This window comes from Pseudomonas sp. NFPP12 (genome assembly GCF_900103205.1).
Lineage (GTDB): Bacteria > Pseudomonadota > Gammaproteobacteria > Pseudomonadales > Pseudomonadaceae > Aquipseudomonas > Aquipseudomonas protegens.
Genome location: NZ_FMWW01000001.1, coordinates 1,030,863 through 1,056,599 on the forward strand (window position 1 = coordinate 1,030,863; position 25,737 = coordinate 1,056,599).

Below are 25,737 nucleotides of genomic sequence, written 5' to 3' on the forward strand. Positions count from 1 at the left end.
ATGGGGTACGAGGCTGTTAATGGCTGAGAAGCCAGGAAACTTGCGTCAGCGTCCAGAGCGTTCATCGGCGATCTGGACAGTGCTCCGGGCCAATTAAGGGGGCAGTTGGGACGCGTCGTCCTGGGCAAGCTCGTCTGCCGGCTCGCGGGAAGCAATATGCAGGTCCAGCTTGCGCTGCACCTTGAACAGCTCGGCGTCGGTACGGATCCCCAGCTTTCTGAACGCGGCCTGCTTCTGCCCGCTGATGGTCTTGATGCTGCGGGAAAACTTGCTGGCGATCTGCGAGATCCGCAGGCCATCCAAAAAGCAGCGCAAGACTTCGTTTTCCTTGGGGGACAGGGTCTCAAGGCTGGTCAATGGTGGGCTGCCCGGCTCGGCGGCGGGGCCGATTGGCGGGTGCTGCACGGCGAAAGCCAGCAACGGCGACAGATAGAGCCGCTTGCTGGCTACCGTGCGGATAGCCGGAATCAGGTCATCCAGGGATTGTGATTTGCCGAGAAAGCCATTGGCTCCGATATCGATGATCTGCTTGACGAAAAACGGCGTCTCGGTGGCCGAGGACACCAGGATCAGCAAATGCGGGTATTTGTTGCGCAACAGGCGGATCAGGCGCAGGCCATCCAGGTCGCATTCCTGCAGCTGGTAATCGAGCACCAGCAGGTCCAATTCGGTATCTCGCAGAGCCGAGATCAGCTCACCACTGCTGGCGTACAAACCCACCAGCTGGAAATCCCCTACACTCTGCAGCTGTAGCTGCATTGCCATGCGAATCAATGCGTGATCGTCCAGCACTGCAATGCGCAAGGGCTTGTTGACAGCAAGTGACATAGCGCCTCCAGAACGTTCGATGGTGGTCTTCAGAACTGGATATTCCATCCGCTCAAGCCTCTAGTCCGAGTGGTCCTTGTCCACCGACTGTCACGGCCTTGCGACAGTCTTTCAGGTCACCAGTGCCGGGTACTCTAGAGCGCCGGCCGCCTCGCCATAACAAGAAACGTCTTGAAGTTTTCCAAAGAAAATCTTGAATCGAGGGCGACGCGGTCTATTCGGCTAGGCGTCGTAGAGTGGCTTTTCCATGCTTGCCCGGCCCTCGCTGAACATGGCATAGCGCTCGCCGCGGGCCAGGCTTCGCAGCGCATCAGCGTAGTCCGGCAAAGACTGCGTCTTGGACATCACCCCATGTGCGCCCACGGCCTGCAGGCGCGAGGCAATTACAGGATCGGGACGGTTCAGCAGCACGAGTATTTTCAGATCGGGGTAACGGATATTCAAGTTCCGTACCAGATGAATCGGGTCGCGATCCATCAGATGGCCGATCATCAACACGTCCAGTTGCTCTTGTTCCAGTGCCTCCAACATGTCGGCGAAATTGAAAAACTCACTCAGGCACAGAACCGACTGTCTGGACAGCTGCGTGTACAGGCCGTGACGGACAATATTATGTTGCTCCAGTACCCCTACCCTTAACTTCAACATCGCTTGGTTCGACCTCAGGAAAATAGTGGGCCGTCACACCGCTGGCACAGTGCACTAGAATGCAGCCCTCCACTCAGGCTCGCCCTGTGCCTGCCTGAATGACAGGGCAAGATAGGCTCTGCGTTGGGGATGGGCTTTAGGAATAGTCTTGAATTGCATTCATCTAGTCGAGATCGCTGCCAAGAGCCCGTCAACCCGAAGCAATGGATTCGAAAACAGGAATTTTCTTGGCAGTACTCAGGTTGCTTCCTGCTAGCCTGCCAGTGACATTCTGATGACCCTGAGGGGCTTATTCGGCATCATTTTCTTATTTGGGCTTTCCTCAAATCCGCCCTAGGTCAGAGAAAAATCTCAACCAGCCTCAGATTTCATCAAGGCGCTGACCGTTGTTGGCTCACTTAATTACCTAGATATTTTGATTCTGGATAACCTGGCATGAGTAAAAGTGTACTGATCGTCGATGATCACCCGGTAGTCTGTGAGGCGATTCGCAAAACCCTGGAGACTCAGGGCTACTCCATTGTTGGCGAAACTGCCGACGGTATCAGCGCTCTGAACATGATCCTGTCGCTGAAGCCGGACATCGTAATCCTGGATGTCAGCCTGGAAAAAATGGACGGCCTCACGGTGCTCAAGCGCATCGCCCAGGCGAACCTGGATGTGCGGGTGCTGGTGTTCACCGCCCAGTCCGTCGACACCTATGCCATGCGCTGCCTGCAAGCCGGAGCCAGTGGTTTCGTGAGCAAGAACGAACCCCTGACCAAACTGCTCAAGGCAGTGGACACCATCGTCGAGGGCTACGTGTTCTTCCCAAAGAAGTCGATGCCGTTCAGCGATGGCGGCCGCGGCAAACACAGCAGCGACGTCCTGGCGGCGCTGACCAATCGCGAACTGGAAGTCCTCAAGCTGCTCGCTGAAGGTCTGACCAATCTTGAGATCGCCGAGAAACTGCACCTGAGCAACAAGACCGTCAGCGGCCACAAGATCAATATCTTGAGCAAGCTTGGGGTCACTTCGGTGGTGGATCTGGTGAACATCGCCAGGCAGAACGAACTGGTCTGAGTAACCTGATGTGAGGTTACTGCCGCGCTCACTGTTTTTCGTACTGATATTGTGGTTGGCCCTGCCGGTATTCGCGCAGGACGGGGTGAAGATCCGTGCCCGCCAGCCGCTGGACTTCCTCGATATTCGCCCCAGCATCGATGAGCAGACCTGGCTGCGTAACAAAGAGGCCCTGTTGGTCGGCATCGTCAGTGGCGACCTGCCCCCCTACCGGGAAATCAACCAGCGCCATGAACTCGAAGGCATAGGGGCCGACTACCTGGGGGCCTTGCAGCGCGAGCTGGCGATCCCCGTAGAAGTCCGCACCTACCCCAATACGGATGCCGCCTATCACGCCTTGCGCAGTGGCGAGGTCGACCTGGTGGACAGCGCTACCCAGGTGGAAGCCGAGGATTACCAGGTTCGGCTGAGCCCGAGCTACGCGGTCACCGAACTGGCCCTGTATGCCGAGAGCGGCGACCTGCGGGACTATCGCGCGAACATCTCCAGGACACGGATCGCCGCGACCCGCGGCATGGCCCTGGAGCTCTATCTGCGCACCGGTGGACGGGGCCTGATCCAGCTGTACGATTCCCCCCGCGCCGCCATGGGCTCGGTACTCGATGGCGACGCAGACATCTACCTGGGGGACTCGCTGTCTACAGGGTATCTATCCAGCCAATTGTTCAGCGACCAGTTGGTGATCAGCCACAGTGCACGGTTGCCGGAAATCCGGGTCGGGTTTGCCGTGGCCCGTGACAATACCCACCTGCAACAGCTGCTCGAGCGAGCCCTGGGCGGCATCAAGCGCTGCCAAGTGATATCGGCGCTGCAGATGTGGGGGGGTACGGGTAACTGCGAACCCAACAGTTTTCGCGAACGCCTGGACGCCGATCAGCGTCTCTGGCTGGAGCATGCACCGCCGGTGCGACTGGTGATCAGCGACGACCTGGCGCCCTATGCGTTTTTCAACAGCCGCGGGCTGTTCAACGGCATCGCTTCGGACCTTCTGGACCTCATCCGGCGCAAGAGCGGGCTGCGCTTCGAGGTCTCCCGGGTCGGCTCGCTCAAGCAGGTCGACACCCGCCTGCGCGAAGGCCGTGCGGACCTCAGCGTACTGGCCCGCGCCAACCCCAGGCGTGCGTCCTACCTGTATACCCGGCCTATCGTCACCACGCCCTATGTGATTGTGCGCAAGACCGATGCCCCGCCCCTGGCACCGCTGAACCGCGACTCCATCGGCTCCGTGGCGCTTGCCTCCGGCTACCTGCAGAGCGAGGACCTGCGCGAGCGCTATCCACGGCTATGGGTCCAGCAGACGTCCACCGTTGCCGAGGCCCTCAACCGGGTGCGCCAAGGCAAGGCGGATTTCACCCTGGCACCGGCCAACCTGGCCAACTACTACCTGTCCTTCAGGCTCCAGAACAGCCTGAAGATTCACGGCATGATGCAAGGCCAGGAAGCCCGGATCGCCTTCGCCGCACCGCAAAGCCAGCAGCAACTGATCGCCATCATCGACCAGGCCATGGCCGAGATCAGCCCTCAGGAATACCTGCAGGTCCTGGGTCGCTGGCGCGCCAGCGGCAGCACCGACGACAGCTACTGGAAAGGTGTGACGGCCTTCACCTGGAAAATCCTGGGCAGCCTGGGCCTGATGCTGATACTGGCGGCCTGGTGGATTCTGAGCCAGCGACGACGGATCATTCGCAAGCGCCTGGACCTGCTGCAGCGCCAGTTGATCCTCGACCAGTTGCGCGATGCCAAAGAAGCCGCAGAGCATGCCAGCCGCAGCAAGACCGTGTTCCTGACCACCATGAGCCATGAGATCCGTACCCCGCTGAGCGCCATCGTCGGGATGCTGGAGCTGGTGCTGACCCGTGACAACGACCGCGAACTCAATACCCGCTCCGTGCATATCGCCTACGAGTCGGCGCAGAACCTGCTGGCGCTGATCGGCCATATCCTGGATATCTCGCGGATCGAATCCGGGCGCCTGACCCTGCGCCCGGAAGCCGCCAGCCTCAAGGACCTGATCGAATCGGTGGCCAATGTCTTCGATGGCCTGGCTCGCCAGAAGCACCTGGACATCCACCTGCAGTTCGATGCCTGGGCCGCTGTGCAAGTGTGGATCGATGGCCTGAAGTTCAAGCAGATCATCTCCAACCTGCTGAGTAACGCGATCAAGTTCACCGAACAGGGCGAGATCCATATCCGTTGCCTGGGCCAGGTGAAAGATGAACACTTTCTCAACTTCCATGTCGAAGTGATCGACACCGGCCCGGGGATTCCGGCTTCGCAGATCCAGAAGATCTTCATCCCGTTCTTCGAGGTCGACAGCGTGGTCAGCAACCCCAACGCCGGGTCGGGCCTGGGCCTGTCCATCAGTCATTCGCTGACCCAGCTGATGAACGGCAGCCTGCAAGTCCAGAGCGAACTTGGCGTAGGTACCCGCATGACCTTCAAGGCCTGTTTTCAGCGCGTTGCCGACGAGCGCAGCAGCGCCACCGACAGCGCGGAACAAGCGGTGCTCAACAGCACCGACCAACCCCTGTGCGTGTTGATCGTCGAGGACCACCTGCCCAGCCAGTACCTGCTCAACCAGCAGATCAACTACCTGGGACACGAGGCCCTGATCGCCTACAACGGCCTGGAAGGCCTGGCGATGTGGCAGGAGCATGACGTGGATATCATCATCACCGACTGCAACATGCCGCAGATGAGCGGCCATGAGATGAGCCAGGCGATCCGGCGCATGGAGGGCCAGATGGGGGTGCGCCCCTGCACCATCATCGGCCTGACCGCCAGCGCCCAGCTTGAGGAACTGGAACGCTGCCTGGCTTCGGGCATGGACAGTGCCCTGGCCAAGCCGATCAGCCTTGCCGGGCTGAACCGCCTGATCCCCAAGCTGAGCCTGACGCCCCCCCAGGCGCAGAACGCGGTGCCGTCGTTGAACGGCGACATCCACGCCGCTCTGGCCGAGCACGTGATCAACAGCAACAACGAGGAACTGCAGGCCTTGAGCAAGGCCCTGGCCAGTGGCAATCGCCAGGCCCTGAAAGCCATCGCCCACAAGCTCAAGGGCACGGCCTACCTGCTCAATACCCAAGGTTTGCTGGAGCTGTGCGTCAGCCTGGAAGAACTGGTGGTCGAGGCGGCCCAGGAGCAGCAATTGTCCACCGCGGTGGCCCGGCTGGATAAGGCCCTGCGCGACCTCAACCAGTCATTGCAAGTGTACTGAGAGCTCGCCCGCAAGGCCCGGGCGCACGCCCTAGCGACGCGGCACGGCACTGCGTTTCAGGGTCTGGCTCGGCAGCTCCTTGAACAGCGCCCGGTAACTGCTGGAAAACCGCCCCAGGTGCCAGAACGACCAGTGCATCGCCACCTCGGCCACCGTGGTCTCAGTCGGCCCTCGGCTGAGCAGTTCGCGGTGCGCGCTGTTGAGCCGGCGCAGGCGCAGCCATTGGCTGGGGGCCATCCCGGTAAAGGCCTTGAACGCACTCTGCAACTGGCGCAGGGACACTCCGGCTACCTGGGACAGCTCCAGCAGGTTGAGGGTTTCCTCGGGCACGTCGGCGGCCCACTGCGCTACCCGTTGCATGATCCCCCGCTCCTCGCTGCGGCGTTGCAGGCCGCCGCGGTCCAGGCGCACGCAGGCGTTGTCGAGGATGTACAGGCAGTCTTCCAGGAGTTGCTGAGTCAGGGCTTCGCGGCTGGGCGGGTCGAGGGTCTGGGACAGGCGGGTCAGGGTCGAGCTCAGCCAGCGGCAGAACAAGGCGTTCTGCTGGCTGTTGAGGGGCGCCATGAACAGCCCGTCGAGGCGCTCCACACCCAGGCCGTGGCCGCGGACGAACTCGGGGCCGAACACCACCGCCACTTCCTGATAGTTCTCCGGGGTGATCCAGATATTGCGGCTCTCGCCATTGAGCACGTACAGCGCGTTGTCGCTGCGGTCGAAACAGAACGCCAGGGCGCCTTGGGGGGCACTGAAATTCTGCTCGACCCGGGTGTTCATGCATTCCTCGTAGATCTCCACGCCCTGCAGGTCCAGGTAGCGCACCAGGCCGTTGAAATGGCCAGGGGACATCTGCTGGTAATGCTGGACCCAACCCGGGGTGGCACGGATCTGATCGGCGACATCGAAGGTGTTGAACGCTTGGACCTGAAGCGGATTGGACGCTGTCATCGGGGGACCTTACGCACTCGTTTGGTGCGTTTTGGTTCTGCTTAAAGTGGATAGATGGAACAACAAGGCTCGCCCAAGATAGTCGCCAATGCGCCGCAGGGGAAGCCTTGCCGGGATACTCCCGCTCACCTCGGAGCAGATAAAACCAATCATCGAGGTCTTTATGAACGCCCCTTTCGATCAGCTTTCCTCCTGGCTGAAAGATCACAAGATTACCGAAGTAGAGTGCGTGGTCAGCGACCTGACCGGCATTGCCCGCGGCAAGATCGCACCCACCAACAAGTTCCTGCATGAGCGAGGCATGCGCCTGCCGGAAAGTGTCCTGCTGCAAACGGTAACCGGGGATTTTGTCGACGACGACCTGTACTACGAACTGCTGGACCCGGCCGATATCGACATGGTCTGCCGCCCCGACTCGTCATCGATCTACCTGGTGCCCTGGGCCATCGAACCCACCGCCATCGTCATCCACGACACCTTCGACAAATTCGGCAACCCCATTGAACTGTCGCCGCGCAACGTGTTGAAGAAAGTGCTGCAGCTGTACACCGACAAGGGCTGGAAGCCGATCGTCGCCCCGGAAATGGAGTTCTACCTGACCCAGCGCTGCGAAGACCCGGACCTGCCGCTCAAGGCTCCCCTGGGCCGCTCCGGCCGAGCGGAAAGCGGTCGCCAGTCGTTCTCCATCGATGCCGCCAACGAATTCGACCCGCTGTTCGAAGATGTCTACGACTGGTGCGAAGCCCAGGGCCTGGACCTGGACACGCTGATCCACGAAGACGGCCCGGCGCAGATGGAAATCAACTTCCGCCACGGCGACGCCCTGGACCTGGCGGACCAGATCACCGTGTTCAAGCGCACCCTGCGCGAGGCGGCGCTCAAGCACAACGTCACCGCCACCTTCATGGCCAAGCCGGTGGCCGACGAGCCCGGCAGCGCCATGCACCTGCACCAGAGCGTGGTGGACATCGACACCGGCAAGCCGATCTTCGTCGATGCCAACGGTGAGAAAAGCAAGCTGTTCCTGCACCACATCGGCGGCCTGCAGAAATACATCCCCAAATTGCTGCCGATGTTCGCCCCCAACGTCAACTCGTTCCGCCGCTTCCTGCCGGACACCTCGGCCCCGGTGAACGTCGAATGGGGTGAGGAAAACCGCACCGTGGGCCTGCGGGTTCCGACCGCAAGCCCCGACGCCATGCGCGTGGAAAACCGCCTGCCCGGCGCCGACGCCAACCCCTACCTGGCCATTGCCGCCAGCCTGCTGTGCGGCTACCTGGGCATGGTCGAGGGCATCGAGCCCAGCGCCGCGGTGGAAGGCCGGGCCTACGAGCGGCGCAACCTGCGCCTGCCGATCACTATCGAGGACGCCCTGGCGCACATGGAGGACTGCCCGACCATCGAGCAGTACCTGGGGCGCAAGTTCGTGCGCGGCTACGTGGCGGTCAAGCGTGCCGAACACGAGAACTTCAAGCGCGTGATCAGTTCCTGGGAGCGTGAGTTCCTGCTGCTCAGCGTCTGACAACCCACATTCTGCAATCAACAAAAACAACCCGAAGAGGTGTCGATATGCGTCTTTTGAAAGCAGTGGTCCCGGCAGCGTTGGCGGTCTTGTGCAGCACCGCCGTCCAGGCACAACCCAGCGTCAGCGTGTACAACTGGACCGACTACATCGGCCAGACCACCCTCGCCGACTTCCAGGGCAAGACCGGGGTCAAGGTGATCTACGACGTCTTCGACTCCAACGAAACCCTGGAGGGCAAACTACTGGCCGGGCGCACCGGCTACGACGTGGTAGTGCCCTCCAACCACTTCCTGGCGCGCCAGGTGAAGGCCGGCGCGTTCCTCAAGCTCGACCGCTCGCAGTTGCCCAACTGGAAGAACCTGGACCCCAAGCTGCTGGCCCTGCTGGAGCAGAACGATCCTGGCAACCAGTACTCGGTGCCCTACCTCTGGGGCACCAACGGCATCGGCTACAACGTCGACAAGGTCAAGCAGGTACTGGGCATCGACCAGATCGACTCCTGGGCGGTGCTGCTGGAGCCTGCGAACCTCAAGAAGCTCCAGCAGTGCGGGGTATCGATGATGGACTCGCCGGATGAAGTGTTCCCGGCGGTGCTCAACTACCTGGGCCTGGACCCGCGCAGCGAGAACCCCGAGGACTACAAGAAGGCCGAGGCCAAGCTGTTGACCCTGCGCCCTTACATCACCTACTTCCACTCCTCCAAGTACGTTTCGGATCTGGCCAACGGTGATATCTGCATTGCCTTCGGCTACTCCGGCGACGTGTTCCAGGCCGCCAACCGGGCCAAGGAAGCCAAGAACGGGGTGAACATCGCCTACTCGATTCCCAAGGAAGGCAGCAACCTGTGGTTCGACCTGCTGGCGATTCCCGCCGATGCCGGCAACGTCAAGGAAGCCCACGCCTTCATCAACTACCTGCTGGACCCGCAAGTGATCGCCAAGGTCAGCGCCTATGTCGGCTACGCCAACCCCAACCCGGCTTCCCAGCAGTACATGGAGACCGACCTGGTGAACAACCCCGAGGTCTATCCACCTCAGGCCGTGCTCGACAAGCTGTACATCTCCACCACCCAGTCGCCGGCCATCATGCGCTTGATGACCCGCTCCTGGAGCAAAGTGAAGTCCAACAAATGATTCAGCCAAACCTTTCGGGCAGCGCCAACGGGCATGCCCGCTCCTACTACGCCGCCTCGGCCGGCAGCCTGCCCGGCTACCCATCGCTGGAGGGCCAACCGAGCGCCGACGTCTGCGTGATCGGCGGCGGTTTCACCGGGGTCAACACCGCCATCGAGCTGGCCCGGCGCGGGCTCTCGGTGATCCTCCTGGAAGCCCGGCGCATCGGCTGGGGCGCCAGCGGGCGCAACGGCGGCCAACTGATCCGCGGCATTGGCCACGAGGTCACAGGCTTTGCCCGCTACGTCGGCCAGGAAGGGGTGAAATACCTCGAGCAGGCCGGCATCGACTCGGTGGAGGTGGTACGCCAGCGCATCAGCGAACATGCCATCGACTGCGACCTGCGCTGGGGCTTCTGTGAGCTGGCCAACACCCCGGCCCAGTTCGCCGCCTTCCAGGCCGAGCAGGATAGCCTGGTCAGGCTGGGCTACCGCCACCCCACTCGGCTGGTGGCGCCCCAGGACATGCAGCAGGTGGTGGCCTCCTCGGCGTATGCCGGGGGGCTGGTGGACATGGGCTCTGGGCACTTGCACCCGCTCAAGCTGGTGCTGGGCGAAGCGCGGCTGGCAGCGTCCCTGGGGGTGAGGATCTTCGAGCAGAGCCCGGTGCTGGAACTGACCCACGGCGACAGTGTGAAAGTGCGCTGCGCGACCGGCACCGTCACTGCCGGGCACCTGGTGCTGGCCTGCAATGCCCACCTGGAAGACCTCGAGCCGCGGCTCAGTGGCAAGGTGCTGCCGGCGGGCAGCTACATCATCGCCACCGAGCCGCTGGCCGAGGCCCGGGCCAGGCAACTGATCCCGGACAACCTGGCGCTGTGCGACCAGAAAGTCGGCCTGGACTACTACCGCCTGACCGCGGACCGGCGCTTGCTGTTCGGCGGTGCCTGCCACTATTCGGGGCGTGATCCGGCGGATATTGCCGGCTACATGCGACCCAAGATGCTCAAGGTCTTCCCGCAGTTGCAGGATGTGGCGATCGACTTCCAATGGGGCGGCAAGATCGGCATCACCGCCAATCGCTTCCCCCAGGTCGGGCGCCTGTCGCAGTACCCCAATGTGTACTACGCCCAGGGCTATTCCGGGCATGGCCTGAACGTCACCCACTGGACTGCGCGGCTACTGGCCGAGGCCATCCATGCCGGCCACAGTCGCGGCCTGGACGTGTTCAGCGGCGTACCGCACATGACCTTCCCCGGCGGCCCGGCCCTGCGGGCACCACTGCTGGCCCTGGGCATGCTCTGGCACCGGATGCGGGAAATGCTCGGTTGATCGGCCCCCTTCGCTGGCACCACCCGGCCTCGTAGCAGCCGGCTTGCCGGCGAACACCTTGCGCCGCACCTGCTGGCGCGTTCGCTGGCACGCCAGCTCCTGCGGGGCGGCAGGCTCCCTAGGTGAACCGGCGCTGCAGGAAATCCAGCAACAGGGCATTGACCTGCTGTGGCCGTTCGTTCTGGATCCAGTGCCCGCAGTCCGCCAGCAGGTGCTGCTCAAGGTCCGCCACCTTGCCCGGCATGCGCTTGAGGGTATGGGCTTCCAGTACACCAACCGGGTCCTGGTCGCCCAGCAGGAACAAGGTCGGTTGCTGGACCTGGGTATCGGCCAGGAACTCGGTGCGCTTCCAGGTCCGCTCGAAATTGCGGTACCAGTTCAGGGCACCGCGAAAGCCGCGCCCGGCAAAGGTCTGGCGATAGGCCTGGAAATCCTCCTCGCTGCACCACTGCGGCAACCCTGCGGGCACCGTCACCCCGTCGAACAACCGGGCATCGGCCGGCTTGGGTTGCAGCAATGCACCGACATTGCCCATGAACAGGCGCAGGCTGGCGTCTATATCGGCGTCCAGTTCCGCCTCGGCCACTCCCGGCGGCTGGAAGTAGAGGATGTAGTTGAAATGCTCGCCGTGCACCTGGCGCATGATCTCGCTGGCCGGGCGTTTCGGCCGCCCGGCAAAGGGCACCGACAGGGTCACCAGCGCCGCCACCCGCTGCGGCTCCAGCAGCGCCAGGTGCCAGGCCACGGGGGCGCCCCAGTCGTGGCCGACGATGCACACCCGCTGCTGGCCGAAGGCGTGCATGGCCTGCTGGATATCGGCGCACAGGGTCAGCAGGTCGTAGGCCTGCACCGCCTCGGGAGCCGAGCTGCGGCCATAGCCACGCATTTCCGGGACGAACACCCGGAACCCCGCTGCCACCAGGGCCGGCACTTGATGGCGCCAGGAATGCCAGCACTCGGGAAAACCGTGCAGCAGCCATACCGGCTGCCCGTGTTCCGGGCCGCTGACCCGCACACTGAGTTCGATGCCGTTGACGGCCAGAACATGCTGTTGGGAGGAACTCATGGCGAATGCTCCAAGGCAGATGCAAGGAGCAGAACCTAGCAGATGTGGGCACCTGCCCCGAGAATCATTGACGCTCCGAATGATCCTGCTGCGCTGTCGGGGCCGGGCGGCTCAGCCTGGAATCAGCCGGCCAGGGAATGGGATTGCTGACGGATCAGGCGCTGGGTATCGAGGACTTTCTCCAGGGCCTGCTCGGAATCGGGGTCCTGCATGGGGGCGCGAATCGCCGCCGACACCAGGCTGATGAGCTTGGCCATGACTTCAGCATCGGTGGCCGGGCGTCCAAGGCTCATGGCCTGCATCAGCAGGCGCAGCTCGGTGCCGGCCATGACGCCGGAAATTGCCTTGAGGGCAAATTGCAGGCGCACCCCCAGCTCGTTGCGCGGCAGGTCCGGCAAAGCCAGGGCAAAGGCCTTGAAGAAGCGCTCGAACACCGGCTGGTAATGCTCCTTGAGGTATTCCTGGATAAAGGGCGAAGTGTCGCTGTAGACCCGGCCAAGGAAGCGGATGAACGAGCGTCCTTCCACGCCGCCACTCTCGTCGCTGCGCTCGAGGCCCATGGCCGGGGCGAACAGCACCCCCAGCAGGGTTTCGCAGTCCAGCGGGCCCTCGGCCTGTTCCTCGCACTTGGCCAGCAGTTCCAGGCGCTGATCATTGAGTGGCCCCAGGCGCTGCATCAACAGGGCCTTCATCAGCGAATCCTTGTCGCCGAAGTGGTAGTTCACCGCCGCCAGGTTGACCTTGGCCCGCTCGGTGATCTGGCGCAGCAGCACCGCGTCGTAGCCGTACTTGATAAATAATGCCTCGGTCGCTTCCAGCAGTCGGGTCTTGGTGACATTGGGGGCACTGAGTTTCTTGGCGACCATGGAGGACTAACCTTTGCTGGGATGAAAAACTGACCGTTCGAACAGTGTTTTAAAAAAAAATTTGATTTTTTATACCTGCGAGAAGCCCTAAAAGCAAGCGCCCGAGGGACCGTCACGGTGGCCACCGGCCTTTTTGTGACCCACGGGTTTCTCCGCAAAAAAACCTGGAAAAAGCCCTCAATTACCCGGTTCAGACGGCTGGCGTGGCAGGATGAACGCAGTTACTATTCAAACAATGTTTTTAAAATAATAAATAAAACCAGAGCTTGGCCCTGCCCCTGAATACCCCTGTTGCGTGATCCCTGCGCCCCGTGGTTGTTCAAGCAGCCAGTCGAGCCAGCCGGCGCGGTAAGCGATGACAGAGACGATAATCGAGCAAGGTTTTATCTCCCTGCAGGGCATAGGCAAGAGCTATCGGCTGGCGGAGCAACCGCTCCACATTCTCAAGAACGTCTCCCTTTGCATCGACGCCGGTGAAAGCTGCGCCATCCTGGGTTCCTCCGGTTCCGGCAAAAGCACCCTGCTGAACATTCTCGGCCTGCTGGATCTGCCCGACAGCGGCGACTACCACTTTGCCGGCCACGATATCTTCCGCGCCAGCCCCGACCAGTTGGCGGCGATCCGCAACCAGCAGATCGGCTTCGTGTTCCAGAGCTTCAACCTGCTGCCGCGTCTCAGCGCCCTGGACAACGTCGCCCTGCCCCTGAGCTACCGCGGCGTGGCCCGGCGTGATTCCCTGGAGCGGGCCATGCACATGCTCGACCAGGTAGGCCTCGGGCAACGCGCCGACCACCGCCCGGCGGACCTTTCCGGCGGCCAGCGCCAGCGGGTGGCGATCGCCCGGGCACTGGTGGGCGAACCCTCGGTGATCCTCGCCGACGAACCCACCGGCAACCTCGACAGCCACACCGCCCAGGACATCATGGACCTGCTGCTGGCGCTGAACCGCGAGCGCCGGGTGACCCTGATCATCGTCACCCACGACCCCAATATCGCCCAGCGCCTGGAACGGCAGATCCGTGTCACCAATGGCGTGGTGCAGGAGGTCTGCCCGGCATGAGCCTCAAGGTCGAGCAAAGCGCCAGCCAGTTGCTGCACGAAGCCTTCGTCAGCCTGCGCACCCTGGGCAAGCGTTCGATCCTGGCCCTGCTGGGCATCGTCATCGGCAGTTCCTCGGTGGTGGCACTGATCAACATCGGCCACAACGCCGCCGAGGATGCCGCGGCGATCTTCCAGAACATGGGCACCGACACCCTGGTGGCCCGCTTTCCCGCCAGCGCCGACAGCCGCACGCCACTGCCCGCGGCCCTGGACACCCGCGCGCTGAGCCAGGCGGTGCCTAGCCTGGTCAACATTGCCCCGACGGTGTTGCTCAGCGCCACGCTGATCCGCAATGGCCGCTCCGCCAACGCCAGTGTGGTGGGCGCGACCGCCGAGCTGGCGCCGGCCATGCGCCTGCAGTTGCGTGAGGGGCGCTTTCTCTCGGACTTCGATCAGAACGAAATCTATGCGGTGATCGGCTATCAGGTGGCTCAGACCCTGGGCGCCGCCGGGGCCCCGCTGCAACTGGGGGACCGGGTGCGGATCAACGACTACCTGTTCCTGGTCATCGGTATCCTGCAGAACCAGCCCAGCGCGGTGCTGGTGCCAATCCAGGCCAATGATTCGGTGTTCCTGCCCCAGGGCAGCATGCGGAGGATTTTCCCTTCGCCACAGATCGACAACGTGGTGACCCGGGTCGCCGGTGGCCAGAACATGGAGCAGGTCGCCGCGGCCATGACCCAGGCCCTGAAAAAAATCCTGCGCGGACGTGAGGTGGAAGTGCAGGTCCCGCAGCAGATCATCGACGGCATGACCCGGCAGAGCCGCACCTTTGGCTACCTGCTGATGGCCCTGGGCGGCATTTCCCTGGTGGGGGGTGGCGTGGGGGTGATGAACGTGATGCTGATGAATGTCTCGGAGCGCCGCCGCGAGATCGGCATCCGCATGGCCCTGGGCGCCCGGCAAAAGGACATCCGCAACCTGTTCCTGCTGGAGGCGGTCAGCCTGACCGCAGTCGGCGCCCTGTCGGGGGCGATACTGGGCGTCGCCTCGGCCTTTATCTACGCCCGGATGTCCGGCTGGCACTTCTCCCTGGCGGGAGCCGCACTGCCGCTGGGGATCGGGAGCACCCTGCTGGTGGGCCTGTTTTTCGGCCTGTACCCGGCCATTTCGGCATCCAGACTGCAACCGGTGGAGGCGTTGCGCGATGAATGACTGGCGCCTGCGAACACTCGCCTGCCTGTGCCTTTTGTACTTGCCGGCGCTCAGCGCCGATGAGCGGGTGGATCGCCCTTCCGCTCCCACCATGCGCAGCGACTACTCGCGCAGCGCCCTGCTCAGCCAGCAGGTCACCGACCTGACCCTGGGGGACGCGGTCTACCTGGGCTTGCGCAACAACCGCAGCATCCGCAGTTCGTACCTGCAGCGGGTGGCGCAGAAGTTCGACCTGCGGGTGGCCGAGGATGTGTTCAACCCCAAGCTGCTGATCACCGGCAACTACCGCACCACCCGGGGCAGCAGCGACACCACGCAGAACCTCAACATGGCCCCGGCCACCAGCCTGTTAAGCGAGTACGGCACACGCCTGAGCATGGCCTGGATCCAGGACCTGAACAAAGCCGATCGGGCCGGCCGCCAGCGCAGCGACGGCCTGGACCTGGCGATCATCCAGCCATTGCTGCGCGGCGCCGGCTGGGACGTGACCACCGCGCCGTTGCGCCTGGCGCGCATCACCGAACAAAGCAACCGCCTCAACCTCAAGGCCGGGGTCGCCCAGACGATCACCGCGATCATTACCACCTACCGCGAGCTGCTGCGCTCCCAGGAACAGCTGACCATCGCCCAGGAAGCCCTCAAGCGCGCCAATGCCCTGCTGGAAGTCAACCGCGCGCTGATCAGCGCCGGGCGCATGGCCGAGTTCGAGATCGTGCAGACCGAAGCCGACATCGCCAGCCAGGAGCTGGGGGTGGAGGAAGCGCGCAACCAGGTGGACGTCAACCGCCTGTCGCTGCTGCGTCTGCTGGCCCTGGACATGTCCAGCCGGATCCACGCCAGCGAGGCCCTGCAGGCGGCCAAGATCAGCATCGACCAGCGCGAGGCCCTGCGCCTTGCGCAGATCCAGCAGCCCGAATACCTGGCTACCCTGCTGGGCAGCCAGCAGGCCGATCTGAACCTGGTGATCGCCAAGGACCAGTCGCGCTGGGACGTATCCCTGGTGGCCGGGGCCAACCAGACCCGCAGCCGCTATGACAATGACACCAGCAACGGTTCGGACCGGCGCTGGGACAGCTACGCCGGGGTCCAGGTGCAGATTCCCATTGGCGACCTGAGTACCCGCCAGGCCGAGGTCCACGCCCGGGTCAATGTGGAGAACCAGGAAATCCTCCTGGCCGATGCCCGCCAGGTGCTGGAGCGTGACGTCAACAACGTGGTGCGCGACCTGGGCACCCGCTGGCGCCAGTACGAGATTGCCCAGCGCGCCAGCGAACTGTCCAAGCGCAAGCTGGACATCGAACGGGAAAAGCTCAGTGCCGGCCGTTCCAGCAACTTCCAGGTGCTGAGTTTCGAGGGTGACCTGCGCAACGCCGAGAATGCCCGGCTCAATGCGCTGATCGCCTACCTGAACGCCCAGACGCAACTGGACCTGACCCTGGGCATGACTTTGGAGAGCTGGGACATTGCGCTCAATGACTTCTGACAAGCCGCAGGCGAGCAAGCGCCGTCGCCATACCCTGCAAGCGCTGGCCCTGGCCGTCGCCCTCGCCGTGGGCGCCGCTGCCCTGGTCACCCTCCAGTCCCCCGCCAGCACTCCGGCCAGCGAGGCCCGCTGGGTCAGCGTGCAAGGCACGGTACTGACTCACCAGATCGGCCTGGTGGGCAAGATCGAACCCCAAAAGACCGTGGTCCTCACCGCCCCGTTCGAAGGCAATGTGCAGGCCAGCCTGGTGGAACAGGGCCAGCGCGTAGAGGCCGGCCAGGTCCTTTTGCAGATGGACCCGGGGCTGGTGGAGATCCAGTCGCGCGAAGCCCTTTCCACCTTGCTCAAGGCCCGCCGCACCGTCCAGGAGCTGCAGGACTGGAACAACGGCGCCGTGGTCACCCGGGCCCGCCGTACCCTGCGCAACTCGCAGATGTCCCTGGCCAATACCGAACGCAAGCTGCGGGAAAGCCAGAACCTGTTCCAGCGCGGAATCATTCCGCGCAACGAGCTCAACGATCAGGAGCAACAGGCACAGATGCAGCGCCTGGACCTGGCCGCCGCCCAGAGTGAATTGCAGCAGGCGCTGAACCAGGGCACAGGGGAATACCGGCAGATTGCCGAAATGGAGTTGACCAACGCCACGGTCAAGTACGACGCCCTGCGCAAGCTGCTGGAGCACAAGAACGTGGTCGCCCCCTTTGCCGGCATCGTGGTGCCGCCACCCAATGGCGGCGCGGGCCCGAACACCGCCGGTGCCGCCAACGGTCCGGTGCAGACCGGTTCACGCCTGAGCCCGGGGCAAGTGCTGTTCGGCCTGGCCAACATCGAACAGCTGAAGATCGTCAGCAAGGTGTCGGAGCTGGACATCAACCAACTGCACCAGGGGCAGCGCGTGGAAATTCTCGGTGACGGATTTGATGGTGAACGCCTGGAAGGCGTGGTGGATATCGTCAGCAGCCTGGCCCTGCCCAACGAAACCGCAGGTGCCGGAGCGCAATTCCCGGTGACCCTGTCGGTGCCCAAGCTCAGCCGCGAACAACTGCAACGGGTGCGCCTGGGCATGAGCGCGCGGCTGACTATCGTCACCTACCGCAACGACCAGGCCATCGTGCTGCCGCCTGCGGCGATCCAGCGCGACGCCGACGGCATGAGCGTGGAATACCGGGCAACGGCCGATCAACCAGGCCAGCGGGTGCCGGTGACCGTGGGCCAATCGACCCCGGAGGGCGTGGAAGTGTTTGGCCTGCAACCGGGCCAGGTCCGCCTGCCCAACGCCTTGTAGGCGCTGGCCTGCCAGCGAAGGCGCCCTTGGAAACGGCGCAAGGCCCAGGGGCCTCTTCGCCGGCAAGCCGGCTCCTGCGGGTCAGCGCAGGGCGCGGCGCAGGACTTTGCCCACGGTGGTCTTGGGCAGCTCTTGGGTACGGAACTCTACATAGCGCGGCACTTTGTAGCCGGTGAGGTATTCCCGGCAGTGGGCCAGCAACTGGTCCTGGGTCAGCGCCGGGTCCTTGCGCACGACGAAGATCTTCACTTTCTCGCCGGTCACATCATCCTCGACGCCAATCGCCGCCACTTCCGCCACCCCGGGGTGCAGGGCCACCACATCCTCGATCTCGTTGGGGTACACGTTGAAACCGGAGACCAGGATCATGTCCTTCTTGCGGTCCACCAGGCGAATGAAGCCCTGCTCGTTCATCACCCCGACATCCCCGGTGGACAGCCAGCCGTGGCGGTCCAGAACCTTGGCGGTTTCCTCCGGGCGCTGCCAGTAGCCCTTCATCACCTGCGGCCCGCGTACCTGCAGCTCGCCCTCCTCGCCCAGCTCGGCCAGTTGGCCGTCCTCGCGCACGAAGCGCACCCAGGTCGAAGGCAGCGGTACGCCGATGGTCCCGGTGAAATCGCCTTCGCGCATGCGCGCAATGTCGATCGGGCTGATGCTCACCACCGGCGAGCACTCGGTCAGGCCGTAGCCTTCGATGATCGGCACCCCGGTGACTTCCTTCCAGCGCCGGGCCACCGAGGTGTGGGTGGCCATGCCGCCCGCAATCGCCAGCTTCAGGTCGGAGAAATCCCGGCCGCGAAACTCTTCGTTCTCCAGCAGGCCATTGAACAGGGTGTTGACCCCGACGATGCCGCTGAACTTTTCCTTGCGCAGGATCATCTGCACCCGTTTCACATCACGCGGGTTGGCGATGAGGATGTTGCGCCCGCCCAGGCACATGAACATCAGGCAGTTCACCGTCAGCGACAGCACGTGGTACAGCGGCAACAGGGTGACGTTGGTTTCCTGCTGGTTCTCGTCCAGCTGGTCACCGACCCAGGCCTTGGCCTGCATCAGGTTGGCGAGGATGTTGCGGTGCGTGAGCATGGCACCCTTGGCATCGCCGGTGGTGCCGCCGGTGTATTGCAGGAAGGCGATGTCGTCCTGCTTGAGTTCCACCGGGCGGTGCTCCAGCACGCTGGCCAGCTTCATCATCGCCGGAAAGCGGATGGCCCCCGGCAGGTTGAATTTCGGCACCTGCTTTTGCACATGGCGCAAGGCGAAGTTCAGGGCTGCGCCCTTGAAGGTGCCCAGCAGGTCACCGATGGCGGCCACCACGATGTTCTTCAATTGGCTGCCCGGCATCGCCTGTTCCAGGGTGTGGGCGAAATTCTCGAAGATCACCACGGTCTCGGCGCCGCTGTCCTTGAGCAGGTGCCGCAGTTCGTGAGCCGTGTACAGCGGGTTGACGTTGACCACCACGGCCCCCACCAGCAGGGTGCCGAACAGGCAGATCGGGTATTGCAGGCAGTTGGGCATCATCAACGCCACCCGGTCGCCCTTCTTCACCCCCTTGGACTGCAACCAGGCGGCGAAAGCGAATACCCGCTTCTCCCACAGGTCGTAGCCCATCTCGGTGCCGATGCTCACATAGGCCACCCGTTGGCGATACTTGTCCACGTGTTCGAGGAACACTTCCCGCAGCGACGGGTAACGGTCGATCTCGGCTTCGATATCGCTGGGCACTCCCGGCAGGTAAGCGTTCAGCCAGATACGCTCGACGGGTTGCAGGCTCACGACACTCATTGGCAGTCTCCTTGTTATTTTATTTTTCGACGATGGCGGTTACGCCCAGCCCGCCTGCTGCACAGATGGAAATCAGCCCGCGGCCGCCGCCGCGCTCATGGATCGCCTTGGCCAGGGTCGCCAGTTGCCGCCCACCGGTGGCGGCGAACGGATGCCCGCAGCCCAGGGAGCCGCCGTTGACGTTGAGCTTGCTGCGCTCGATGCTGCCCAGAGGTCCGTCGAGGCCGAGCTTGTCCCGGCAGTAATCAGCGTCCTCCCAGGCCTTGAGGGTGCACAGTACCTGGGCGGCAAAGGCTTCGTGGATCTCGTAGAAGTCGAAATCCTCCAGGCTCAGGCCCTCCCGGGCGAGCATGCGCGGCACGGCATAGGCCGGGGCCATGAGCAGCCCTTCACTGCCGTCGACAAAGTTCACTGCGGCGGTTTCCCCGGTACGCAGGTAGGCCAGCACCGGCAGGTTGTTGGCCGCCGCCCAGTCTTCGCTGGCCAGCAGCACCACCGAGGCGCCATCGGTAAGGGGGGTCGAGTTGCCGGCGGTCAGGGTGCCGTTGTGGCGGTCGTAGGCCGGGCCCAGGCCGGCGAGCTTCTCCAGGCTGGCGTCGGCCCGCAGGTTGTTATCGCGTTTCAGGCCGCGGTACGGGGTGATCAGGTCATCGAAGAAGCCGCGCTGGTAGGCCGCATTCAACTGGTGGTGGCTGGTGAGGGCCAGTTCATCCTGGGCCAGGCGCTTGATCTGCCAGCGCTTGGCCATTTCTTCGCAGTGCTCGCCCATGGACAGCCCGGTGCGCGGCTCGCCGTTGCGTGGTAGCAACGGCTTGAAGAACATCCCCGGGCGCACCTTGAGCAGGCTGCGCAGCTTGTTGCCGGTGCCCTTGGCGCGATTGGCCTGGAGCAAGGTGCGGCGCAGGCCTTCGTTGATGCCGATGGGCGCGTCGGAGGTGGTGTCGGCGCCCCCGGCAATGCCCACTTCGATCTGCCCCAGGGCGATCTTGTTGGCCACCAGCAGCGCCGCCTCAAGGCCGGTGCCGCAGGCCTGCTGCAGGTCATAGGCCGGGGTCTGCGGCGACAGGGTGGTGGACAAGAGACTTTCCCGGGCCAGGTTGAAATCCCGCGAATGCTTGATCACCGCCCCCGCGGCGAACTCCCCCAGGCGCTGGCCCGACAGGCCGTAGCGATCCACCAGGCCCTGTAACGCCGCCACCAGCAGGTCCTGGTTGCTGTCATTGGCATATACCGTATTGGAACGGGCGAACGGAATCCGGTTACCGCCCAGGATCGCCACCCGGCGTACCGGCGCCGGATTGAAACTGTACTCAGCCATCAACGAGCTCCCCAGATAAATAGACCGCGCATGTGGGGCTTGTCCCCCGCGTTGTTGCGCACTTCGAACTCATGGCGCGGGCCGTCCGACAGGCGATTCCACAGGGTCACCGCCGCCGGCAGGAAGATCGGCAGCTTGAACTCGCAGTCCAGCTGGGCCGCCGCCAGTGGATGGGGCGGTTGCTGGGCCGCCAGGGCCCGGCCCAGGGTCCACATGCCGTGGGCAATGGGCCGGCGGAAGCCGAACAGCCGGGCGCCCAGCCATGAGGTATGGATCGGGTTGAAGTCGCCGCTGACCTGGGCGAAACGCCGTCCAAGGTCGCCCCCCAGGCTCCAGCGCTGAGTGCGCACCAAGGCCTGCTCATCCCATTGCAACGAACCCTCCCAGGGCTCGCCGATGGGCCCGGCTACACCGCGGCGCAGGTACAGGCTGTCGCTTTCCCAGACCAGGCTGCCACCACTGTGGGCCCGGGTGGCAATCGACAGCGCCTGGCCCTTGGGATGGGCCAGCCAGCGCTCGGCGAACACTTCCAGGCGCAGGGCCTGGCCCTCCTCCAGCCGTTGGTACTGGCGGATGCGGTTGGCCAGGTGGACCATGCCGCTGGCCGGGTAGGGAAACGTCGGGCGGGTCAGCAGCAACAGGTGCAGCGGGAACGCCAGGGTGTGGGGAAACGCCAGCGGCACCCCATGTTCCCGGCGAAAGCCGCAAGCCTGGGCGTAACGGGCTATTTCGTCGGCCTTGAGCTCTACCGCCGGGCGCACCAGGCGCTCCGTCGGCAGTTGGGGCGCGGCGTCCGGCTTGGGCTTGCGCAGGCTGCGGATGCCGTCGTAAAGCAGCTGCCCCCGGGAGGGCGGCGGCTCGATGATGCGAATTGCGGTATCAGCATTCATGGCTCAGGCCCCCAGCAGGCTTTGCCCGCAGACGCGGACCACCTGTCCATTGATCCCGCCGGAGGCCGGATGGGCCAGCCAGGCGATGGTTTCCGCCACATCCACGGGCTGACCGCCCTGGGACATGGAGTTCATGCGCCGCCCGGCCTCGCGGATCATCAGCGGGATCTTCGCGGTCATCTGGGTTTCGATAAAGCCCGGTGCCACAGCGTTGACCGTGATCTGCTGACGCGCCGCCAGGGGCCCCAGGTTCTCCACCAGGCCGATGACCCCGGCCTTGGAGGTGGCGTAGTTGCTCTGCCCGAGGTTGCCGGCGATCCCGGAAATCGACGAGACGCAGACGATGCGCCCACCGGGATTCAGGCCCTGGCCTTCCAGCAGCGCCTGGCTGAGCAGCAGCGGCGCTTCCAGGTTGACCGCCATGACCTTGCGCCACGCTGCCTCGGTCATCTTCGCCAGGGTCTTGTCCTGGGTGATGCCGGCGTTGTGCACCACGATATCGAAGGCGCCGTGCTCGCCGACGAACTCCAGCAGGCGTTGGCCGGCGTTGGCCGCGGTGATGTCCAGGGCCAGGGCGCTGCCCTTGATCCCGGCAGCCGCCTGCTGCAGCTCGGCCTCGCTCTGGGGAATGTCCAGGCACACCACCTGGGCGCCCTCCCGGGCCAGGACCTTGGCAATGGCCAGGCCGATGCCGCGGCAGGCCCCGGTGACCAGTGCCCGGCGCCCGCCCAGGGGCTGTTGCCAATCGATGTGCCGGGGCACTTCCACCGGTTCGCCGATGCGCACCACCTGCCCCGATACATAGGCCGAGCGGCGCGACAGGAAGAACCGCAGGCTGCTGTCCAGCTCGGCTTCGGCGCCGGGCTCGACGTACAGCAACTGCACCGTGATGGCCCGACGCAGCTCCTTGCCCAGGGAACGCACGAAGCCTTCCAGGGCCCGTTGCGCCACCGCCTGGGCCAGTTCCTTGCAGTGCTCCGGCGGCGTACCCAGCACCAGCACCCGGCCGTGGGCTGTCAGGCGCCGCACATTGGCGTGGAAGAAGCGGTACAGCTCGTCCAGCTGGGCGATGTCGGCCACCCCACTGGCATCGAACACCAGGCCCTGGACCTTCACCGTGGAAGGCGCGGTGATGCTTGCGGCCTGGGCTGCCACGGTGTCGGTGGCGGCGAAGATCCGTTGCAGCTCGCCCAGCAGGCGCCCCTCGGGCGCTGCGGCGAGGACCACCGGGTTGAGCAGGTTGCCGCCCTGCCCCTCGCGGTGCCGTTGCAGCGGCACCGGTTGCGGCAGGCCGGTGCGCTGGGCCAGCCAGCGGCCCCAGCCGGAATTGACGAACGAAAGATAACCGTCAGACATAAAGAGATCCCGATCCAATCCTGTAGAGGGTCAATAGGCCGAATCGCTGGCGGCCACCGCGTCTTCGCTGCTGGCCGCGCGTTTGCGCGAGGCCGGCTTGGCGCTTTGCTCGAAGTGCGCCTGACGCTGTTGCAGGGCTTCGAGCAGACCGAAGTCCTGGGGGAAATCGTCGACCTGGATCGCGTGGTCGCCGTATTCCACATAGCGCCCCAGCAGCTCGTCCTCGTCCGGGCTGATCAGCTGCAGCTCCAGGGCCTTGACCCGCCAGATCACGAAGGCCTCGCGGGAGATCGGCAACGGCGCCAGCGTGCCCTGCTTGATCGCCGGCTTGAGCCGCGCCTCGATCAGGTCCACCTGTGGCTGCAGGCGGAACGCCAGTTCGCCATAGGCCAGCTTGTCGATGTCCGGCTGCGGGATGTAGGAGTCGGCCAGCAGGCGGTCGCGGGTCGGGCCCGGGGTCTGCACCAGTTCGGCGACTTGCGCCAGCAGGCGGTCCGACGGCTTGCGCTGGGGAATGCCCAGGGGAAAGCTCAGGCCACGGATGATCCGCGCGGCAGCCTTGGACGGATAGTTGTCCAGCACTTCGGCCAGGGCTTCATGGGCCCGCAGCAGGCAGTCCTGGGCGGCCCAGTGCACCAGCGGCAGGTCGGCCTGCGGCCGGCCATCGTCCTCGAAGCGCTTCAACACGCAGGACAGGATGTACAGCTGGGACAGAATGTCCCCCAGGCGCCCGGTGATGCTTTCCTTGCGCTTGAGGGCACCGCCCAGCACGCCCATGGAAATGTCCGAGGCCAGGGCCAGCACCACCGACAGACGCTGGATCTGCCGGTAATAGGCGGCCAGGGCCTTGTCGGTGTTGCCCGGGGCCTTGATCAGGCGCCCGCCAGTGACCGCATGCACCGCGGCGCGCACGGTGTTGGCGAAGACGAAGCTGATATGGCCGAACATCGCGCTGTCGAACGCTTCCAGGCCCTTGCGCCCGCTGTCCCGGGCCGCTTCCATCTCGCGAAAGACATAGGGATGGCAACGGATCAGCCCCTGGCCGTAGATGATCAGGCAGCGGGTCATGATGTTCGCGCCTTCCACGGTGATGGCGATCGGGCTTTGCTGGTAGGCCCGGGCCAGGAAGTTGTTGGGCCCCATGCAGATGCCCTTGCCGGCAACGATGTCCATGCCGTCATTGACCATGGCCCGGGCGCGCTCGGTGACGTGGTACTTGGCGATGGCCGAGATCACCGAGGGCTTCTCGCCGGCATCCAGGGACGCCACCGAGACCTTGCGCACCGCGTCGCAGGCATACAGGTGCCCGGCCATGCGGGCCAGGGGCGCCTGCACCCCTTCGAACTTGCCGATGGGCAGGCCGAACTGCTTGCGCATCGCCGCGTAGGCCGTGGTGCCGCGCACCGCCACCTTGCCCAGGCCGACGTTGGCCGAGGGCAGGGAAATGGCGCGCCCGGCGGCCAGGCATTCCATCAGCATGCGCCAGCCGTTGCCCACCTGGTCGCCACCGCCGATCACCCATTCCAGGGGGATGAACACATCCTTGCCGGTGGTCGGGCCATTCTGGAACACCGCGTTCAGCGGCCAGTGGCGACGCCCGGTATTGACCCCGGGATGAGTGGTGGGAATCAGCGCGCAGGTGATCCCCAGGCTGCCCTTGGTGCCCAGCAGGCCGTCCGGGTCCTCGGCGCGAAACGCCAGGCCCAGCACCGTGGCGATCGGGCCCAGGGTGATGTAGCGCTTGTCCCAGGTAACCCGGAAGCCCAGCACTTCCTGGCCCTCGAACTGGCCCTTGCAGACCACGCCGGTATCGGGAATGGCCCCGGCGTCGGAGCCGGCGTACGGGCTGGTCAGGGCGAAGCAGGGAATGTCTTCGCCCCGGGCCAGGCGCGGCAGGTAGTGCTGGCGCTGGGCCTCGGTGCCGTAGTGCAGCAGCAGTTCGGCCGGGCCCAGGGAGTTGGGCACCATCACCGAGATTGCCGCCGCCGAGCAGCGGGTGGAGAGCTTCATCACCACCTGGGAATGGGCATAGTGGGAGAAGCCTTTGCCGCCGTACTGCTTGGGAATGATCATCCCCAGGAAGCCGGCGTCCTTGGTGTATTGCCAGGCCTTGGGCGAGAGGTCCTGCCAGACCTGGGTGGTTTCCCAGTCGTTGGCCATGTCGCACAGGGTTTCCACTTCGTTGTCCATGAACGCCTGCTCTTCGGCGCTCAGGCTGGCCGGCGCGGCGCCTATCAGGCGCGACCAGTCGGGCTTGCCGCTGAACAGCTCGGCATCCCACCAGACCGTGCCGGATTCGATGGCCGCGCGCTCGGTGTCGGACATGGCCGGCATGATCTTGCGGAACATGACCAGGGCACGACGGGTGAGCAAGGCCCGACGCAGCGGCTTGACGCTCAGCAGCGCAGCCGGCAGCACCACCAGCAGCGCCGCGAGGCTGATGCCCAGCGAGCCCACCAGGCCCAACCAGTGCCCTGCCCCCAGCCAGACCAGGGCCGAGCCCAGCCACCAGGATGCCGGGGCCTGCCGATAGGCCAGTGCGAACGCAGCGGCGAGTCCCACCAATAACCAGACAATCATGGAATACCTCTCTTGTTCTATGCAGACGACCACTTGGAGCCTGGGCGTTGTGCCGGCCCCTCGAAGATCACCCTACAAAGGAAACTGCCGCGTTTCAAATTTTATTTTTAAATATTGTTTTGAGTGATTTCAGCAACGCACAACGGCCGAACGATGTCAGCCAGGGCTTGGGGGAATGGCAGGT

Annotated in this window: 19 protein-coding genes; 9 read left to right on the top strand and 10 right to left on the bottom strand. The window is 64.3% G+C overall.

Features of this window, described 5'->3' with window-relative positions; translation table 11 throughout:
• Positions 1-93: 93 nt before the first annotated feature.
• Positions 94-828 (bottom strand): response regulator transcription factor, encoded by a 735-nt coding sequence (locus tag BLS75_RS04400; protein WP_072450388.1) that lies wholly within the window; start codon positions 826-828, stop codon positions 94-96.
• 222 nt (positions 829-1,050) lie between these two features.
• Entirely contained in the window at positions 1,051-1,476 is a 426-nt protein-coding gene (locus BLS75_RS04405) for a response regulator transcription factor (RefSeq protein WP_072450390.1), read from the bottom strand.
• A 435-nt stretch (positions 1,477-1,911) separates the two neighbouring features.
• Here BLS75_RS04405 and BLS75_RS04410 point away from each other — a divergent pair, with 435 nt between their 5' ends.
• Both BLS75_RS04410 and BLS75_RS04415 read left to right on the top strand, forming a co-directional pair.
• Positions 1,912-2,538 carry a response regulator transcription factor gene (locus BLS75_RS04410; protein WP_072450392.1) on the top strand — a complete coding sequence of 209 codons (627 nt, stop codon included), beginning with the start codon at positions 1,912-1,914 and terminating at the stop codon, positions 2,536-2,538.
• Positions 2,539-2,593: 55 nt separating this feature from the next.
• Complete coding sequence (locus tag BLS75_RS04415; RefSeq protein WP_239690638.1) at positions 2,594-5,755, top strand: ATP-binding protein; 3,162 nt, start codon at positions 2,594-2,596, stop codon at positions 5,753-5,755.
• A 30-nt stretch (positions 5,756-5,785) separates the two neighbouring features.
• Here BLS75_RS04415 and BLS75_RS04420 read toward each other — a convergent pair whose 3' ends face one another.
• The gene (locus BLS75_RS04420; protein ID WP_072450396.1) at positions 5,786-6,700 is read right to left on the bottom strand and encodes a helix-turn-helix domain-containing protein; all 915 of its coding nucleotides are present in this window, start codon (positions 6,698-6,700) and stop codon (positions 5,786-5,788) included.
• Between the two features lie 163 nt (positions 6,701-6,863).
• Between BLS75_RS04420 and BLS75_RS04425 the strand changes: the two genes are divergently transcribed.
• Genes BLS75_RS04425 through BLS75_RS04435 form a run of 3 tightly spaced genes read left to right on the top strand, consistent with a single transcriptional unit; the run spans position 6,864 to position 10,668 of the window.
• Positions 6,864-8,222 (top strand): glutamine synthetase family protein, encoded by a 1,359-nt coding sequence (locus BLS75_RS04425; RefSeq protein ID WP_011061241.1) that lies wholly within the window; start codon positions 6,864-6,866, stop codon positions 8,220-8,222.
• A 47-nt stretch (positions 8,223-8,269) separates the two neighbouring features.
• Positions 8,270-9,358 carry a polyamine ABC transporter substrate-binding protein gene (locus BLS75_RS04430; RefSeq protein ID WP_072450398.1) on the top strand — a complete coding sequence of 363 codons (1,089 nt, stop codon included), beginning with the start codon at positions 8,270-8,272 and terminating at the stop codon, positions 9,356-9,358.
• On the top strand, positions 9,355-10,668 hold the full coding sequence (locus BLS75_RS04435; RefSeq protein ID WP_072450400.1) for an NAD(P)/FAD-dependent oxidoreductase: 1,314 nt from the start codon (positions 9,355-9,357) through the stop codon (positions 10,666-10,668). The genes BLS75_RS04430 and BLS75_RS04435 overlap by 4 nt, the downstream gene beginning before the upstream one ends.
• A 118-nt stretch (positions 10,669-10,786) precedes the next feature.
• Here BLS75_RS04435 and BLS75_RS04440 read toward each other — a convergent pair whose 3' ends face one another.
• Both BLS75_RS04440 and BLS75_RS04445 read right to left on the bottom strand, forming a co-directional pair.
• Positions 10,787-11,734 carry an alpha/beta fold hydrolase gene (locus tag BLS75_RS04440; protein WP_072450401.1) on the bottom strand — a complete coding sequence of 316 codons (948 nt, stop codon included), beginning with the start codon at positions 11,732-11,734 and terminating at the stop codon, positions 10,787-10,789.
• A 122-nt stretch (positions 11,735-11,856) separates the two neighbouring features.
• The gene (locus BLS75_RS04445; protein WP_011061237.1) at positions 11,857-12,600 is read right to left on the bottom strand and encodes a TetR/AcrR family transcriptional regulator; all 744 of its coding nucleotides are present in this window, start codon (positions 12,598-12,600) and stop codon (positions 11,857-11,859) included.
• Positions 12,601-12,955: 355 nt separating this feature from the next.
• Here BLS75_RS04445 and BLS75_RS04450 point away from each other — a divergent pair, with 355 nt between their 5' ends.
• From BLS75_RS04450 to BLS75_RS04465, 4 genes are read left to right on the top strand one after another with little or no spacing between them, the layout of a single operon-like run.
• Positions 12,956-13,660 carry an ABC transporter ATP-binding protein gene (locus tag BLS75_RS04450; protein WP_072450403.1) on the top strand — a complete coding sequence of 235 codons (705 nt, stop codon included), beginning with the start codon at positions 12,956-12,958 and terminating at the stop codon, positions 13,658-13,660.
• Positions 13,657-14,856 (top strand): ABC transporter permease, encoded by a 1,200-nt coding sequence (locus BLS75_RS04455; protein ID WP_072450405.1) that lies wholly within the window; start codon positions 13,657-13,659, stop codon positions 14,854-14,856. The genes BLS75_RS04450 and BLS75_RS04455 overlap by 4 nt, the downstream gene beginning before the upstream one ends.
• Complete coding sequence (locus BLS75_RS04460) at positions 14,849-16,339, top strand: TolC family protein (RefSeq protein WP_011061234.1); 1,491 nt, start codon at positions 14,849-14,851, stop codon at positions 16,337-16,339. The genes BLS75_RS04455 and BLS75_RS04460 overlap by 8 nt, the downstream gene beginning before the upstream one ends.
• On the top strand, positions 16,329-17,624 hold the full coding sequence (locus BLS75_RS04465; RefSeq protein WP_015635570.1) for an efflux RND transporter periplasmic adaptor subunit: 1,296 nt from the start codon (positions 16,329-16,331) through the stop codon (positions 17,622-17,624). The genes BLS75_RS04460 and BLS75_RS04465 overlap by 11 nt, the downstream gene beginning before the upstream one ends.
• A gap of 81 nt (positions 17,625-17,705) precedes the next feature.
• Here the strand turns inward: BLS75_RS04465 and BLS75_RS04470 are convergent, their stop codons facing one another.
• From BLS75_RS04470 to BLS75_RS04490, 5 genes are read right to left on the bottom strand one after another with little or no spacing between them, the layout of a single operon-like run.
• Positions 17,706-19,409, bottom strand: coding sequence for a long-chain-fatty-acid--CoA ligase (locus tag BLS75_RS04470; RefSeq protein ID WP_015635569.1), 1,704 nt, complete (start codon positions 19,407-19,409; stop codon positions 17,706-17,708).
• A 19-nt stretch (positions 19,410-19,428) separates the two neighbouring features.
• A complete protein-coding gene (locus tag BLS75_RS04475) occupies positions 19,429-20,727 on the bottom strand; it encodes an acetyl-CoA C-acetyltransferase (protein WP_011061231.1) in 1,299 nt (432 codons plus the stop codon).
• Entirely contained in the window at positions 20,727-21,617 is an 891-nt protein-coding gene (locus BLS75_RS04480; RefSeq protein ID WP_072450406.1) for a MaoC family dehydratase, read from the bottom strand. The genes BLS75_RS04475 and BLS75_RS04480 overlap by 1 nt, the downstream gene beginning before the upstream one ends.
• 3 nt (positions 21,618-21,620) lie before the next feature.
• On the bottom strand, positions 21,621-22,973 hold the full coding sequence (locus BLS75_RS04485; protein ID WP_072450408.1) for a 3-oxoacyl-ACP reductase: 1,353 nt from the start codon (positions 22,971-22,973) through the stop codon (positions 21,621-21,623).
• A 30-nt stretch (positions 22,974-23,003) separates the two neighbouring features.
• Positions 23,004-25,553, bottom strand: coding sequence for an acyl-CoA dehydrogenase (locus BLS75_RS04490; RefSeq protein WP_072450410.1), 2,550 nt, complete (start codon positions 25,551-25,553; stop codon positions 23,004-23,006).
• Positions 25,554-25,737: the final 184 nt, after the last annotated feature.